The organism is Ruegeria sp. AL7 (assembly GCF_056536105.1).
Genome location: NZ_JBQFJF010000002.1, coordinates 117,750 through 134,195, shown reverse-complemented (window position 1 = coordinate 134,195; position 16,446 = coordinate 117,750). Strand labels below are relative to the sequence as shown.

Genomic DNA, 16,446 nt, shown 5'->3' with positions numbered 1-16,446 from the left:
TCAGTCTTGCGTTGGATCAATTGCCGGCGGAGGGCTGGAACACGTTGTCGACCAGCGGCGGGGCGTCGGCCTGCGGTACGTGGCACTGGTTGCAGAAATACCGGGTTCCGGCGATCCGATCCAGTTCGCGGCCTTCGCGGTCCAGATAATGGGTCATCGACAGCGTTGGTGCGTTGCGGTCACCGGCTTTGGTCCAGTCATGGCAGGACAGGCACTGGTTGGTACGGATGTCGATCTGGTACTGTTCGACCGAATGCGGGATCAATGGCGGTTGCTGCCGGTAATTGCGCTGCTGCCGCCCTTCGACATTGCGGTGAATCTGGTCCAGCGGCACCGGCTCATCCACGTCCGCACCACGCAGGGATTCAACCTGAGCAGATTGCGCGACGGCCCAACCGCTCAGCAATAATACGGGTAGAAGGGCAATTCCGCCTGTAACGATCGATTTTTTCATCTTGGCACTCCCCTAGATAGGTCTGGCGGCGCGCGGCTCGGGCGCGGCAACTGGATCGAAAGGTTGGACGACGTGGTCGTCGAACCGGTGAGTAAAGGTAAAGACGTCGACCGCGCAGACATCGATGCAGCGGCCACAATTCGTGCAGTCGGGTGACAGGATCAGCGGGGTACTTCCCGGTTTGCCCTTCAGCGCTGGCGAGATCACCTGATTTTCCGGGCAGATCGCGTAACAATCCATGCAGTCATCGCAGGCGGCGCGGTTTGTGGCGCTGATCCGCAGCAGGCTTTTTGCTCCGATCAGGCCATAGAACGCGCCCACCGGGCACAGGTGCCCGCACCATCCGTGGCGCGAGACGAAGACGTCAAAGACAAAGATGGCGGCGATCAAGGCCCAGACAAAGCCCATTCCAAAGACCAGCCCGCGATGCAGCATGGTGATCGGGTTGATCAGTTCCCACGCGATCATGCCGCTCAGACCCGAAATAAGCAGGACGGTTGCCAGAATCCACAGGCGCGTGCCGCGCTTTGGTTGCCAGCCCTTCGGCAGGTCCAGCTTGCGATGCAGCCAGTTGGCTGCATCCGTCACCGGATTGATCGGGCAGACCCAGGAACAATAGACCCGCCCGCCGATCAGCGCGTAGATCACCAGAACGATCAGCCCACCGATCAGCGCGGTCATTTCGGGCCAGTGGCCTGCAACCATGCTCTGCAACAGGATGAACGGATCGGTCAAAGGCAGCACGCCCAGCGTCAGCGACCCGGCCAGCGTGCCCTGAACGATCCAGATGCCGAACCATGGGCCCAGCAGAAACAGAACCAGAAAGAACAGCTGGCTTGCCCGGCGCAGCAGCAGATAGCGATGCGCGCCGATCCAGCCCTTGCTGGCGATGGCCTCGTGACCTGTGGGCATATCTGTGCGGGCGCTCATTGTCCCACCCCCGGCAGATCATATCCCGGTGCAAATCCGCCGGGCGTGGCCAGATTGTCCGTGCCCGGTCCGGGCAAACGGTCCGGCAGATCGATGATCCCCTCGACCACCGGCGCGCCTTTCGCGGCCTTTTCTTCCCAACCCTTGCGGTAATGCTCTGCCGAACTGCCCCGCGCCAGCCGGGCAGGCAGCACTTTGATAGCGGCCTCAGGCAGAACACAGCTTTTCTCGCACATGCCGCAGCCGGTACAGCGGTCGGCGTGGACGGTCGGGATGAACATCGCGTGATGGCCCGACCGCGTGTTGTGCGTGGTGTCCAGCGTGATCGCCTCGTCAATGACGGGGCAGACGCGGTAACAGACGTCGCAGCGCAACCCGAGGAAGTTCAGGCAGTTCTCCTGATCGACCAGAACCGCGACCCCCATCTTCGCATCATCGATATTGTCCAGCGCGGGGTCCAGTGCCCCGGTCGGACATGCAGCGACGCAAGGGATGTCGTCGCACATCTCACAGGGAATATCCCGGGCGGTGAAATATGGGGTTCCCGTCGCCACCGCGTCCGAGCCCAACTCGGCCAGTTTCAACGTATCGTATGGGCAATCCCGCACGCATAATCCGCAGCGGATACAGGCCGACAGAAACTCCTTTTCCGGCAGCGCGCCGGGCGGGCGCAAAGCCTCGGCCGGCAGGGCGCGGGCGTCGCGGGCCAGATAGGCCAGCACCGTCCCGGCGACCACGCAGCCGCCCGCCGCCCGCGCCGAATCCTGCAGGAACCGGCGCCGCTGCGGCGAAAGGGGTTTGTCGGCAAAAGACATGAGGATATACCCGTACGATCCTTGTTGCCTATGCGCGCTCGACCTTGCAGGCGCATTTCTTGAAGTCGGTCTCTTTCGACAGCGGGCAGGTCGCGTCCAGCGTCAGCTTGTTGGTCAACTGGCCTTCGTCGAACCACGGCATGAACACCAGACCGCGCGGCACCTTGTTGCGCCCACGGGTCTCGACCCGGCTGGTGACCTCGCCCCGACGGGTAGACAGAACAATCTCCTGACCCCGGCGCAGGTCCCGATCCTTGGCGTCCTGCGGATGCATGTAAACCACAGCCGCTGGGTAGGCGCGGTGCAGCTCTGGGACACGGCGCGTCATCGACCCCGAATGCCAGTGTTCCAGCACACGACCGGTGCACAGCCACAGATCATATTCCGCATCCGGTTCCTCGGCCGCAGGCTCGTAAGGCGCAAAGATGATGCTCGCCTTGCCATCCTTCTTGCCATAGAACTTCACGCCCGCACCTTCGGGCACATAAGGGTCATAGCCTTCGCGGAAACGATACAGCGTTTCCTTGCCATCCACGACCGGCCAGCGCAGACCACGGGCTTGGTGATAGGTTTCAAACGGTGCCAGATCGTGCGCGTGGCCGCGTCCGAAATTGGCATATTCCTCGAACAGACCCTTCTGAACGTAGAACCCGAAATGCTCGGATTCGTCGTTGTCAAAGCCCTCGGCAGTTTCCGACAGCGGGAATTTGTCGACGCTGCCATTGGCAAACAGAACCTCGTACATGGTCTTGCCGCGATGCTCCGGCATGGTGGCCAGCAGCTCTTCACCCCAGACCTCCTCAACGGTAAAGCGTTTCGAGAATTCCATCACCTGCCACACGTCCGACTTGGCCTCGCCCGGTGCCTTGACCTGCTGCCGCCAGAACTGGGTGCGGCGTTCCGCGTTGCCATAGGCACCTTCCTTCTCGACCCACATGGCGGTGGGCAGGATCAGGTCGGCGGACACGGCCGTGACGGTCGGGTAGGGGTCTGATACGGTGATGAAATTCTCGGGGTTGCGATACCCGGGATAACCTTCTTCGTTGATATTCGGTGCGGCCTGCATGTTGTTGTTGCACTGCACCCAATAGGCGTTCAGATCACCATCCTTCAGCTTGCGGTGTTGCAGCACGGCGTGAAAGCCGGGCTTGGCCGGAATGGTACCCGCAGGCACATTCCAGGCGGTTTCGCAAATCTTGCGGTGCTCGTCATTCATGACAACCATGTCGGCAGGCAGACGGTGGGCAAAAGTGCCGACCTCACGCGCGGTTCCGCAGGCCGACGGCTGACCGGTCAGCGAGAAGGGCGAGTTTCCGGGCTCGGAAATCTTGCCCACCAGCAAGTGCACGTTATACATCAGCGAATTCACCCACGACCCGCGGGTATGCTGGTTGAACCCCATGGTCCACAGGCTCATGACCTTGCGGTTCGGGTCGGCATATTGCTGGGCCAGACGCTCCAGCTTGTCCGCCGGAACGCCGGACAGCTCCGAGGTGTATTCCAGCGTGTATGCCGATACCGCCTCGGCATATTCCTCAAAGCTGATCGGCTCCATCTTGCCGACATTGGGGTTCGCGGCCTCTTGTTGCAGCGGATGATTGTCGCGCAGGCCATAACCAATATCGGTGGCGGTCTTGGTGATGTTGACGTGGTTCTTGACGAACTCTTCGTTCACCGCGCCATTCTGGATGATGTAATTGGCAATGTAGTTCAGGATCGCCAGATCGGTCTGCGGGTTGAACACCATGCCATTGTCGGCCAGCTCGAACGAACGGTGCTCGAAGGTCGACAGAACATGCACTTCGCATCCCGGCTTGGTCAGGCGCGTATCGGTCAGACGCGACCACAGGATCGGGTGCATCTCGGCCATGTTCGACCCCCACAGAACAAACGTATCTGCGTGCTCAAGGTCGTCATAGCAGCCCATCGGCTCGTCGATGCCGAAGGTACGGATAAAGCCGACCACGGCCGACGCCATGCAGTGACGCGCGTTGGGGTCGATGTTGTTCGACCGGAACCCGGCCTTCATCATCTTGGCCGCCGCATAACCTTCCCAGACGGTCCACTGACCGGAACCGAACATACCCACGCTGGTCGGGCCTTTCTTGGCCAGCGCCTCTTTCCACTTGGCAGCCATGACGTCAAAGGCTTCGTCCCAGCTGACCGGCTCAAACTCGCCATTCTTGTCATATTCGCCGTTGGTTTTGCGCAAAAGCGGCGTGGTCAAGCGGTCCTTGCCATACATGATCTTGGACAGGAAATAGCCCTTGATACAGTTCAGACCCCGGTTGACCGGCGCATCCGGGTCGCCCTGCGTGGCGACTACGCGGCCATCCTTGGTGCCCACCAGAACCGAACAGCCCGTGCCGCAGAACCGGCAGGCGGCCTTGTCCCAGCGGATATCGGGCGCGGCGGCCTGGGCGCTGGCCGAACCAGCGGCCATTGGAATGCCGGCAGCCGAGGCCGTGGCAGCCGCTGCGGACGCTTTCAGAAATGTACGACGGGATTCAGAGATGGTCATTGCATGGGCCTCCTGCTGGACGGTTGGCTTGGAGCATCAGGACGCGGAGCAGCCTCCGCGGGATCTTCGAAATGGTGATAGGTCAGCGATAGCGAGATCACGCCGGGGATCTGGTGCAGATCCATGATGGTTTCCGAGGCCAGCCGGTCGGCTGTATCCTCGACAACCACGACGAACCGGCCATCCTCGGCCTCGGCATGAAGCTCGACGCCATCGGTGCCGGTCATCGCCGCGCGTGCGGCGTCGGTGTGATCGGGGGCGATGTGGACAAGACAGCCACAGATATTCATTGGGTCACCTCCGGGTGCAAAGGGGCGGGGCGGTGCATCGTGATGGCCCCGGCGGGGCAGGCGGCAGAACATGTGCCGCATCCGATGCAGGTTTCGGTTTCAAGCGCTGGTTCAGCCCGCCCGCCCAATTGCAGGCGAAAGCGGATGGCTTCCTGTTCGCAAGTGTCCTGACACAGGCGGCAGCTTACCCCGTTCATCGACAGGCAGCTTGCAGCCTCGATCCGTGCGCGCCACGGCCACTCGGTCACACGCTCGGGCAACAACGCCGGGGTCGGGCAAACCTCGGCACATGCACCGCATAAGGTGCAGCCGCCTGCGGAAAGATCCAGAACCGGAAAGCCGCTGTTGTCGAATGTGATGATCTCTTCCGGGCAAGCCCCGGCGCAGTCTTCGCAGCCTGTGCACAGATCGGCAAAGCCTGTCACGCCCGCACCCGGCGGTCGGATCGCATCAGGATCCTCCCGTAGGATACGTGCGCTCAGAAAAGCGCGTCTGCTGGTCAACTGGCTCATGGCTGGCGACTCGAGTGTGGATAGATTGGTTCGCGTCCTTACTTCCTAGCTGCGCGAAGCAGCGCACGAATTGACCTATATCATGTTTTTCGCGAATATCATGTTCTTGGTGAATTTTCCTGACCCACCTGAGATTTGCGACCATGCGTCATACATTCAGCTCGACACGGGCTCCGATAAAATATCTCAAGATTTCAGCTACTTGGCTTTCGGGCGCCGCGCATATCGCAGTAGACAGCCCATCTGCGATCACCGCGTCAGGGGCAGAAACCGAAACCGTTCTGTCCCGGTTTGCAGGCCCGTCCGGGGTGATGATGTGGCCCAAACCCTGTCCCAGCTGCGTCCCCAGCGACGATGATGTCGCGACCGCGCGGTCACGCAGCGCGACCCGTTTCAAAACCCGCTGGTCCGGCGCGACCAACCCGACTTTCCAGGGCGTGCCGTCGCCTCGCGAACCCAAGGCGGCAACCTCTCCCATATCGACCAGAACATCACGCAAACCAAAGCCACGCAGCAGCGCGGCGATCCGATCCGTGATCGCTCCTTGGGCGATTCCGTTCAGCGTCAGGGCCGACTGGCCCGGCACCGGCAGCCGCACCGACGCAGCATCGAAAAACACCCGTTCCCAACCCACAGCAGCGCGGGCGGCAGCCAGATCTCCGGGGCCTGCCCCTGTTGCCAAAGCATACCACAGGGGCTGAATGCTGGGATCGAAAGCGCCGCCGGAGGCCTGATGCAGCGCACTGCTCAGGCTCAATACCTCCAACAGCTCAGGCGCGGGTGCGGTCAAAACACCGTCGCGGTTCAGGCGGCTCAGCTGTGACTGCGGACGGTACAGGCTGAAGATATCCTCCAGCCGGGTCACCTCACCCTCGACGGCGGCAATGATCGGTGCGGCCTCGACATCCGCCAGCCCAACCAGCCGCAGGCTGGCCGCAGCCCCAAGGGCTGTGCCGCGCCAATGCGCGTCCGAAGCCATGGCCGGGGTGGCCGCACAGGCAGCTGAAATGATCAGAAAACGGCGACGGGACAGGGCGGTCATACGGGGGTCTCCAATGTCAGATCAAGATCGACAGGGCCAAGCACTTCGGCGTCGGGAATGTCGGGCAGGCGCATCGCGGTCCCGCCATAGGTCTCCGCGAAAACCTGCGCATCGGCAGGATCAGCAAAGGGCACCACTTCGCGCGCCCCCATGCCGCCGGCCACATCGGCACCAACGACAAAAGTCGCACCATCCGCGGCGATCCAGTTCGAAATCCCCGGCTGCCGCCAGCTTGGCGCGACGCCCATATCGCTGACATATATGGCAGTGATATCCGCATCGCGCTCGGGGCTTTTCAGATAGGCCACCATGTCCCGCACCTGCGCGAAAAACAACGGGGCCGGATAGCCTTCCAGATGAACCTGCCCCTTGGGGCCGCCATGCTCGGCTACATTCATCTGACAGAAATAGCTCAGCGCATCCGGTGTCAGATCGACCGGGTCAGGTGCCTCGGCGAACTCTTCCTTGCAGGCCACCAGTGCAAACAATGCGATCAGGGCAAGGCGTCTCATGGCTCCACCCTCCGGAAAGCCAGCCGGGCGAGGGCAAAGCCCAGCACCGGCCAGATCAGCAGCGACGCGGGTGCGGCCCAGACCGGCAGCGCCTGTGCGGCCCCGGTCATGCCCGAGGCCATGGCAACGCCTTCCGTCGCGGCGATGTTCCACAAACGGAACGCGTCGGCCGGGTTGGCCACCATCACCCATGGAAAGACGGATTGGGTGAATGCGCCGCCCTTGTCCATGACGACGGCCCCCAACAGGCCCAGATCATAAAGGACGACAAAAACCAGCCAAAGCCCGGCCGACAGACCCGCTGCCGCCGTGGCGCCCCTCGCCAAAGCGGACAGCAGGTATCCAAGCGCCAGAAACACGGCGCCCAGCAGGATCGAGGTCAGGATAAGTCGCACCAGCGCCATCAGGCTTTCCGGCCCCGCACCACCAAAGAACGCGGCTACCGCGCCTGCGGTGCCAAAACCCACGGTCATGGCAAAGGCCAGCGCGGCCAGATGGGCGCAGAACTTGCCCAACAGGATTTCCCCGCGTCCAGCCGGATAAGACAGCAGCAGCGACAGGCTGCCCCGGTCCACATCGCCCGCGATGGCATCGAAGGAAATCATCAGCGCCAGCAAAGGCGCAAGGTAAACCGACAGCGTGGTCATCGACGCGACCGAAACGGTCAGCATATCAACACCCAATGTGCCGGTGGGCGCGCTGCCCGCAAAGGTCAGCGCCAAGGCGAACAGCACCATGATCAGCGTGGCAACCAGCAGCCAGCGGTTGCGGCGCAGGATCAGCATTTCAGTTCGGGAAATGGCAAGGAAGCGGGTCATGTCCTCTCCTCCTGTGCGTAGTGGCGATAAAGGTCCTCCAGCTTGGGCGGTGTCATTTCCACATCCGCCACCGCATCGCCCAATCCGGCGATCCGGCGCAGGGCCTCCATCTTGTCTTCGGGTGTGCACAGCAGCTCGACCGATGCGCCGTTGATCCGGTTGCCGCCCAGTTCGGCGGCCAGGGCATCCGCATTGGCGGTGGCGCGCACCTTCAGGCGGATCGGCAGACCGGCCAGCGCCGACAGGTTGTTCAGCGTGTCATCGGCCACCATCCGACCCTTGCGCATGATGGCGATCCGGTCGGTGCGCGCCTCAACCTCGGTCAAGGCATGGCTGGCAATCAGCACGGCGGTACCCTGCGCGGCCAATTCGTCAATAATGGCATAGAGGTCCTGCCGCGAGATCGGGTCCAGGCCCGATGTTGGCTCATCCAGCAGCGCCACTTTCGGCTGTCCCAGCAGCACCTGCGCCAGCCCCAGACGCTGCCGCATCCCCTTGGAATAGGCACCGATCCGGCGGTCCAATGCGTCGCTCAGGCCAACGCGCTCCAACAGGCCGGGCACATCGGCTTTTGACCCGGACAGTTTTGCAAACAGCGTCAGCTGCTCGCGTCCGGTCAACGCCGGGTGAAACGAGACCGCCTCGGGCAGATAGGCCGTATCCCGCCGCGCCTGCGCGCTGCCGGGGGTGGCGCCCCCGATCCGAATGGCTCCGTCCCGAATGGGCGTCAGGCCAAGGATGGATTTGATCAGGGTCGACTTTCCCGCGCCGTTATGGCCCAGCAGCGCCACGCGCTGACCGGGGGCAAGGGACAGGGTGATATCGTCAAGAACGCGGGTTTTCCCCCGGTTCTTGCAAACATGGTCAATTGACAGGGCCTTATCCGTCATGAGGCACCTTTTTCATAGCTGGGGGTTCAGGGGCTTGCATCAACGGGTTGCTGTCCATCACACCCCCCGGCAACAGTGCCGGGAAGGCCGATTGCGACCAGCGCACCAGCTGCACGGCAGGCGAGCCGAGCAGCAATTTGGCTGCGGGTTGGGTCCACAGCACATGGTCCATACTGTCATTGGGTCGATAGGGGACATCGGCGATGCCGTTGCCATCCACATCATAGGCGGCAAAATCGGACCAGTAATTGCCGCGCCCGTCCTCGGACCACTCGACCCACTTGGTCGAGACATATTTCACCTGCGTCCGGTTTCCGATGAATGAATTGCCAACAATGCGGTTGCGTTCGCTGCCAGCGGTAAAGTGGATACCGATGCCACATCCCTCGAACCAGTTGTCGGTGAATTCGTTCTTGTTCGAGTTATACAGGAAAGTGCATTTTTCCTTGGCACCTTTCACCACATTGCCGGTGATGACGCTCTTGTTGGCATAGTTCAGCATCACGCCATGTTCGCGGTCCCCGATCGAGATATTGTTGGCGACCCGCACATTGGTCGTGAACATCACCGCATAGCCCAGATCGTTGCCGATCGAGACATTGTCGCTGACAACCGAGTCGTCGGCATACATGTAGTGAACGGCAAACCGCAGATCGCGGAACAGGTTGCCGGTAAAGGTGTTCTTCTTGGACGAATTCACAAAGATCCCGTCGCGCCCATAGCGGATGTCATTGCCTTCAACCACCGCACCCGGCGCGTTCCAGACATAGACACCATTGCCGCGCGCGTTCATATGGCGATCCTGTCGCCCTTCAATCCGGTTGCGTCGTACGATGCTGTCCTGCGCACCGTGGATGTCGATGCCGTAAAGATTGCCCAGCAGCACGTTATCCTCGACCACCGGCGCGCGCGCCGTCTTGGTCAGCTGGATGCCGCTGTCGATCCCGTCATGGTCCGATCCCGATCCGATCACCGTCAGCCCGCGCAGGGTCACGCCCGGCCCGGTCACTGTGATCACGCTGCCTTGGCCTTGGCCGTCGATGGTGGCCTGTCCCAGCCCGTCGAGGGTCACGGGCCGGTCCAGAACCAACTGCTCGACGTAAACGCCGGGGCTCAGGCGAAGGGTGTCCCCATCCGCCGCCTGCGCCAGTATCTCGTTGATGGCCCCCGCCCGATTGGGCACATCCCAGTCCGCCGCCCAAAGGGGCGAGCCGAGCAGGAGCGGTATGAGCAGGGGCCAACGCATGTTTATGCGCTCCGCGGCTCAACAAACATCCGGCCGCGCATCTCCATGTGCAGCGCGTGGCAGAACCACTGGCAATAGAACCAGTGCACGCCCGGACGGTCGGCAATGAACGTGACCGAGGCGGTGGCCTGCGGTGCAACTTCCATCGCGATACCGAAGTTCGACAGGCAGAAGCCGTGGGTCACATCATCCACGTCATCGAGGTTGGTGACATAGACGGTCACTTCGTCACCCTGTTTGACGGTGAACTTCTCCATGCTGAACACAGGCGCGGTCGAGGTCATGTAGACCCGTACCTTGTTGCCATCCCGGATCGGTTCCTCGGCACCTTCGTCCAGATCGACACCGTCAGCGGCAGCCTGCGCACGCGCCTCTTCCCACATTGGGTCGTTGCGGTCCCAGACATTGACCGGGTTCACCTTGGACCGGTGAACAATGATCGAGTCATGCGGCTCGGCAAAGGTCGGGCCGTCATGGACCACCTTCATCTTGTCGCCGGAAATGTCGATCAGCTGCTCATTCTCGGGCTTCAGCGGACCCACGTTCAGGAAGCGGTCTTTCGAGAACTTGTTCATCGAAATCAGCCACTTGCCATCCGCTTCGGCAGTTTCACCCATCGAGGTCGAGTTGTGGCCCGGCTGGTAATGCACGTCGACCTTGTCGACGATCGGGTCAACATCGGCACCCGCATAGGCCTCGATCGCCTTGGCGATGTCCCACTTCACCACCTGGCTGTCCAGGAACAGGGTGGTATAGGCGTTGCCCTTGCCGTCGAATGCCGTGTGAAGCGGGCCAAGGCCCAGCTGCGGCTCGGCGACAACAGCGGAACGCGGATCGGCGTTTTCGCTGAACAGCGCATCGACCTTTTCCACATCGATCACGGATACAGTCGGCGACAGCTTGCCGTTGATCATGATGTGTTTCTTGTCGGGTGCTGCGTTCACACCGTGTGGCGAGTTCGGGATCGGGATGTACCGGGTCAGGTTTCCACCCGCCTCTTTACGCCCGTCCACGACCTTGACGCCGTTCAGTTCCTGATAGTTCCCGGCCGCTACGGCTTCTTCGATACCTTTGAGGTTGAACACGACCACATGGTCCAGCTCGTTCTCGGTCATCTCGGCCAGGTTCATACCCATTTCCGAGTTATACGAGGTCGAGAAGGCGTATTTGCCCTGATAGTCGCAGTCGGTGTTATCGAGGTTACCCGACACCATCACCTGCCATGCAACTTCCATGGTGTCGCCGTCGATGGCAGTAAAGATGTTCACATATTGTGACGGATCATCAAGGATCTGGCCGTCATTGACCAGCGGGGCCTCGTGCTCACCGTTGGCAAAGACATAGCCGGTGCGCGGGAATTTCTGCGGACGCAGGCCGTGGATGTCATGCGCGTTCGGGATCTCGATGATCTTGTCGCATTTCATCACGTCACAGCGCACACGGGCCACGCGGGTGTTGGCCTTGTCGTTCATGAACAGATAACGGCCATCATAGGTGCCGTCGGTGAACGACATATGCGGGTGGTGCAGGTCGCCGTTGTCATAGGTGACCTTGCCGTTTGCGGCCAGAAATTCCTTGGTTTCAGGCAGCAGGCCTTCGGTCAGAACCTTCAGCGACTCGTTGGTCTGGCCCCAGCCCGTGGCCGAACAGCGGTTGAACACCGGCACCCGCATCAGCTCGCGCATGGACGGCACGCCCAGAATGCGCAGCTCGCCGGTCTGGCCCGACGACCAGAAGCCGTAATATTCGTCCAGCTCGCCCGGCTCCAGATGCTGCTTGGCGGCAGCGCTGGCCTCTTTCGCGGTCATCAGGGTCGATCCCAGACCGGTCCCGGCGATGACGGCACCGGTGGCAGTGGCCCCCAGCATACCGCGGCGCGTGATGTTCAGTTTGTTTTCTTGGTCCGACATGGTCGTTCCTCCTTTTAGGAAACGGTTTTCGGTTTGGCGTTCGGATGGTTCGCCGGTGGTTGCCCGAGGGGGGTCTTAGGTGTGACCGACCCGGTCTTGGCCCGCCGTTTCAGTTGGCGGATAACGACGGGACATTTGTCCTCGGACTGATAGAGCACCTGACAATGCAGGCAGGTGACGCACTCGTTCGGATTGATCTCACCGGTGGGGTGGATCGCCTGAACGGGGCATTCATTGGCGCAGGTCTGACAGGGCGTGCCACAATCGTTGTAGCGGCGCAGCCAGTCGAACATGCGGATACGGGCAGGGATCGCCAGCGCTCCGCCCAGCGGGCAAAGATAGCGGCAATAGAACCGCTCAACGAACAGCCCGATCCCCAGCAGGACCAGCGCAAAGACCACAAACGGCCAGTCGCGCATGAATTTCAGAATGATCGCGGTCTTGAACGGTTCGATCTCGGCATATTGCTCGGCCAGCGGGATCGACACGAAACTCAGGCCAAAAAGACCCAGAAAGATCATGTATTTCGCAGGCCACAGCCGCTCGTTCAGACCCCATGGCAAAGTCCATTGCGGCACTTTCAGCGCCCGTGCGATCTTGTTGGTCAGCTCCTGAAGTGCGCCAAACGGGCACAGCCAGCCGCAATAGGCACCGCGACCCCAGAACAGAAGGGAGGCGGCCACGGCAAACCACTGGATAAAGACCAGCGGATCCAGCAGGAACGCATCCCACGAGAACCCCGTGCGCAAACTGCCCGCCAGCGCCATCAGGTTCACCACGCTCAGCTGTGCATTGGCATACCAGCCGATGAAGAACAGGGTTATCGTCAGGTACCCGATGCGGAACCAGTAGAAGACGCGCGCATTCATCGTGGCGTGGAACTGGAAGAAGAACGTGGCCGTCAGCACCAGCAGCATGACACCAAGCCCGGCGATCTCGACGGTGCGATCCTTCCAGATGCGCTGCCACAGGGCGGCCTTGGCGGCCGCTTCGCCTGTTGCATCATCCACGACCGAAGGCGCGGTGACGGGCAACAGGTACTGTTCCGGCAGTTTGTATCCCAGATCGAAGGTCAGAAAGGTCTTTTCAACCGCCCCGACGGCACGCTGCACCAGCAATTGCAGGCGGAACGGCTCGGCCGGGTCAAACTCGGCATCAGCGGGAATCTTGAAGATATCCAATTCGGTAAAGCTGGGGGCATCTGGCGCGGCAACCTCACCCAGACGGCGCTGCTGCTTGTCAAAGAACCGCACCGAGCTGTCGCCCTGGATCAGCTGAATCCGGTCAAAGATCCCACCCCGGACATAGCCCGATCCCTTGAAACTATAGGCCCCGCGCCCCAGAACCAGAATGGCCTGTTCGCCCTCGTCCAGCCAGTTGGTCAGGTTCTGGTATTCAGCCTCACCCAGCAGCGACTTGCCGATAGACGGGACCGAAACAAGCGCCATGTGCATGTCGATGAAGGTGTCATCCGGCTCGCCCGGTTCGGGGCGCTTGATCGCGCGCTGATCCCCGGTGGCTTCAAAGGCGGCATTGACCTGCCCGACATCCAGCGTCATGCGCCGGACCGAGCCGTCTCCCGACAATGTGGTCCAGTCGTAAACCGCATCCTGCGCCATATCGACTTCGCGCTTCGGACCTCCAGCCTGCACCGGAGACAATCCGCCCAGCCCCAGCGCGCGGGCCACTTTGATCCCTCCGCGCACAAGGCTGTCATCGATCACCATGATCGTCACGGTCGCGCCCGAGATAATGTCGAGGTCATGCCCCTCACCCCCGGTTTCGGCCTCTCGTTTCAGGTCAAGGCCCGCATAGCCTTCGGTCAGTTCGACCATCCGGGAATTGGGAATGCCGATCAGCACGATGGGTTCGGAATGCTTGACCAGCTGAACACCGGTCAAAACAGCGTCTGCGTCGATGGCGGCAACCACGTGAATGGGTTTGCCGGAATAGCCGGTCGTACCGACAAAGTCCGAAGTCAGAAAAGCCCACGCGATGGTTTCGCCACCCCGAAGGACCGGAGCAACCTTAACGTCGCTGCGTACCGGGCCAAACGCGTCGGCGCCCGGTGCCAGGTCAGCCGGATCAATGTCGGGAAGAAAGCTGGCAAGACTGTCGGCGTGCGCACTGATTGCAACACTGCAGGACAGAACGAGGGCCAGAAGGAAATGGATTGCGCGACTTACGACCACGGCGCACCTCCGATCAATTGGGTGGACGCCATGGACGCGCGCGGGGCGCGTTCAGATTCTTCTTGGGTCGTGAACGGGGGCCCCCGGGTTTCGGGCCACAGGTGTTTGGGGCTGTACAAAATGCACTGCCCCCCATGTTCAAAGCGTACATTTTGAACATTTACGACGCTTGCGGGCTGCAAAGCGCCCGGCATCGGTGCTGACACCGTCACCGCACAAAGCGCACAGTCCGCGCATTTCGGGCAGGGCGCGGTTGGATCGTTGTCGCCTTCTTCTTCAAGGTCAACTTGAACCCAGACCGCGCCCGCCTCCGAGCAGATCTCCACCCACATGCTCTCACCGGGACTCGCCAGAACCGGGCCAAGCATTTGCAACAACAGAAGGAAAATACCTGCCAGTCCACACGCCGCGCGTAATGCGCGAACAGGGAGGGTGTGGAAGGAGTTAAAGGCAGGCATGGAGAATCCAACTCGGTATTCTTTCCCGAGTCGTAGGCGGTTTTCCCTGTCCGATACTTGACTTTCGTCAGGCCTTTAGAATTTCCCTTCAGCCGTCCGCTTCGTCCATCAACCCACGCACCCATCGCCCCGCCAACCAGGACGCGGGTATGCCTAAAGGTATTGACCAAAGGATTGCCGGAACCGGTCCAATCACCCCGAAACCGGCGCTATGCAGGATCAGCCCGGCCAGAAACAGGTTGATGGCCACGGTCAACATGGTGGCTGGATAAAGCAGAATGGCCAGTTTCCAGACCGGCCATTTGCCTTCAGTGGCTGGTGCCTTCCGAGAAGGTGATTTTGTTCCAGACATTGTACTTCCCAGACGGTTTACGCATCGGCAGGCGGCGCACTTCTTCCAGCGTCTGCGCATCATAAACGATCACCGCGCCGTCATCTTCCCAGATTGATACAAGCGCGTGGCGGCCATCCTTTGTGAACTCGACATGTGCCACGGTCTTGCCCGGGGCAGGGCGCAAAGTCCTTACGATTTCAAGACTTTGCTTGTCGATCACATGCATGGCATCCTTGTTGGGGCCAAAGAAGACATCGGCCCAGACGTAAGGCGAATTTTCATGGCTCCGCATGAAGAAGCCCGGCCCTTCGGTCTTGATCCGCTTGACGGTTTCCCAAGTCTCCATGTCGATCACCGATACCGTGCCGTCGGTCAGATGCGGTGTGGCCATAACGGTCGTATCGCCATGTTTCCACGTAATTCCCGAGCCCAGATGCGGCATCCCCGGCAAGTCCAGATCGGCCACCTTGTGCCCAATAACAAGGTCGATCACCTGTCCGCCCTTGCCATCGCGCGCGGCACCCATGACGTATTCATAGCTTTGATCGAAAAAGAAATCGTCCAGATAGTCGGGCGTGGTGATCTTGCGCACCGGGAAGGGGTCAGGGTTCTTGAACTGCCCTTCGATGCGGAAGTCGTGACCCAACCCGGATTGCGGCGGGTTGGCTCCGTAAAAGACCTCCCAGATCTCGGGAACATCCTTGAGCGCCAGAACAAAGCTCTCGCGCGGGGGGGCCTGATACACCGCGGATACGCGGCTGGATTTCCCCGCTTTTCCTTTGATCGCAATGACTTTTGCCACCGACAGGTCTTCGGTCGACAGCAGGGTCAGACTGTTTGGCAGATAATTCGCAACGGCCAGCCACTTGCCGTCACCGGACATTGCGATGTTTCGGCTGTTAAGCCCCGCCCGTACGCGCCCCACCTGTTGCAGGGCCCAGATGTCGTATTTCTGAACCCAGCCATCCCGGGACATGATGAAAACGTAACGCCCATCCGGGCTGAACTTCGGCCCGCCGTGAACCGCGAAGGGTGTCTCGAACCGGTCCAAAACCTCAAACGTGTCACCATCCAGCACGCTGACATGATGATCCCCGGTTTCGACCACCAGGGTGATGTTCATCGGGTCACTTGACCACACTGGCGCATCAACCGGGACATAACCGTCATCCAGCGTGCGGCTGTCCATAATATGGGCCTCGCCCCATTCGGGGTCGGTTTCCAGCGGTGATTTCAACCAGCCGGCCAGCTCTTCAATCTGCAAAGCATCGAGTTCGTGCGAGAAAGCAGGCATTTGCGTCGCCGCGCGCCCTTCCGCAATCACCGCCGCGATACGCGGCCCACGCATGCGCTGCAGCGTCTCTGGGATCAGTGCCGGACCCACACCGCCCAGGCGGTTTTCACCGTGGCAGGACGCACAATGCTCGGCATAATCCGTTGGTGCATCCGCCCAGGCACCACCGGCGCCCAGTCCAGAACACATCAACACGACCTTCATCTTTTCAAAAATACTCCCGCCGGA

Annotated in this window: 15 protein-coding genes; all 15 read right to left on the bottom strand. The window is 61.1% G+C overall.

Annotated elements, in window-relative coordinates:
* Nucleotides 1-16: 16 nt before the first annotated feature.
* Nucleotides 17-454: a nitrate reductase cytochrome c-type subunit gene (locus tag ACR3E2_RS17840; RefSeq protein ID WP_480477413.1), complete on the bottom strand. Its 438-nt coding sequence runs from the start codon at nt 452-454 to the stop codon at nt 17-19.
* 12 nt (nt 455-466) lie between these two features.
* Nucleotides 467-1,384, bottom strand: a complete 918-nt coding sequence (napH, locus tag ACR3E2_RS17835) for a quinol dehydrogenase ferredoxin subunit NapH (protein WP_480484294.1) — start codon at nt 1,382-1,384, stop codon at nt 467-469.
* The gene (gene napG, locus ACR3E2_RS17830; RefSeq protein WP_480484295.1) at nt 1,381-2,199 is read right to left on the bottom strand and encodes a ferredoxin-type protein NapG; all 819 of its coding nucleotides are present in this window, start codon (nt 2,197-2,199) and stop codon (nt 1,381-1,383) included. Before napG ends, napH begins: the two co-directional genes overlap by 4 nt.
* A 28-nt stretch (nt 2,200-2,227) precedes the next feature.
* Entirely contained in the window at nt 2,228-4,720 is a 2,493-nt protein-coding gene (gene napA / locus ACR3E2_RS17825) for a nitrate reductase catalytic subunit NapA (RefSeq protein WP_480484296.1), read from the bottom strand.
* Nucleotides 4,717-5,010 carry a chaperone NapD gene (locus ACR3E2_RS17820; RefSeq protein WP_267363554.1) on the bottom strand — a complete coding sequence of 98 codons (294 nt, stop codon included), beginning with the start codon at nt 5,008-5,010 and terminating at the stop codon, nt 4,717-4,719. Before ACR3E2_RS17820 ends, napA begins: the two co-directional genes overlap by 4 nt.
* On the bottom strand, nt 5,007-5,522 hold the full coding sequence (napF, locus tag ACR3E2_RS17815; protein WP_480484297.1) for a ferredoxin-type protein NapF: 516 nt from the start codon (nt 5,520-5,522) through the stop codon (nt 5,007-5,009). The genes ACR3E2_RS17820 and napF overlap by 4 nt, the downstream gene beginning before the upstream one ends.
* Before the next feature lie 148 nt (nt 5,523-5,670).
* Nucleotides 5,671-6,564 carry an FAD:protein FMN transferase gene (locus ACR3E2_RS17810; RefSeq protein WP_480484298.1) on the bottom strand — a complete coding sequence of 298 codons (894 nt, stop codon included), beginning with the start codon at nt 6,562-6,564 and terminating at the stop codon, nt 5,671-5,673.
* A complete protein-coding gene (locus tag ACR3E2_RS17805; RefSeq protein ID WP_480484299.1) occupies nt 6,561-7,076 on the bottom strand; it encodes a nitrous oxide reductase accessory protein NosL in 516 nt (171 codons plus the stop codon). The genes ACR3E2_RS17810 and ACR3E2_RS17805 overlap by 4 nt, the downstream gene beginning before the upstream one ends.
* Entirely contained in the window at nt 7,073-7,894 is an 822-nt protein-coding gene (locus ACR3E2_RS17800) for an ABC transporter permease (RefSeq protein WP_480484300.1), read from the bottom strand. Before ACR3E2_RS17800 ends, ACR3E2_RS17805 begins: the two co-directional genes overlap by 4 nt.
* The gene (locus tag ACR3E2_RS17795) at nt 7,891-8,784 is read right to left on the bottom strand and encodes an ABC transporter ATP-binding protein (protein ID WP_480484301.1); all 894 of its coding nucleotides are present in this window, start codon (nt 8,782-8,784) and stop codon (nt 7,891-7,893) included. The genes ACR3E2_RS17800 and ACR3E2_RS17795 overlap by 4 nt, the downstream gene beginning before the upstream one ends.
* Nucleotides 8,774-10,030 carry a nitrous oxide reductase family maturation protein NosD gene (locus ACR3E2_RS17790; RefSeq protein ID WP_480484302.1) on the bottom strand — a complete coding sequence of 419 codons (1,257 nt, stop codon included), beginning with the start codon at nt 10,028-10,030 and terminating at the stop codon, nt 8,774-8,776. Before ACR3E2_RS17790 ends, ACR3E2_RS17795 begins: the two co-directional genes overlap by 11 nt.
* A gap of 2 nt (nt 10,031-10,032) precedes the next feature.
* The gene (gene nosZ / locus ACR3E2_RS17785) at nt 10,033-11,940 is read right to left on the bottom strand and encodes a TAT-dependent nitrous-oxide reductase (RefSeq protein ID WP_480484303.1); all 1,908 of its coding nucleotides are present in this window, start codon (nt 11,938-11,940) and stop codon (nt 10,033-10,035) included.
* 14 nt (nt 11,941-11,954) lie between these two features.
* The gene (locus ACR3E2_RS17780; protein ID WP_480484304.1) at nt 11,955-14,132 is read right to left on the bottom strand and encodes a 4Fe-4S binding protein; all 2,178 of its coding nucleotides are present in this window, start codon (nt 14,130-14,132) and stop codon (nt 11,955-11,957) included.
* A gap of 546 nt (nt 14,133-14,678) precedes the next feature.
* On the bottom strand, nt 14,679-14,942 hold the full coding sequence (locus ACR3E2_RS17775; protein WP_209507042.1) for a hypothetical protein: 264 nt from the start codon (nt 14,940-14,942) through the stop codon (nt 14,679-14,681).
* Nucleotides 14,899-16,407: a cytochrome D1 domain-containing protein gene (locus ACR3E2_RS17770; protein ID WP_480492744.1), complete on the bottom strand. Its 1,509-nt coding sequence runs from the start codon at nt 16,405-16,407 to the stop codon at nt 14,899-14,901. Before ACR3E2_RS17770 ends, ACR3E2_RS17775 begins: the two co-directional genes overlap by 44 nt.
* Nucleotides 16,408-16,446: the final 39 nt, after the last annotated feature.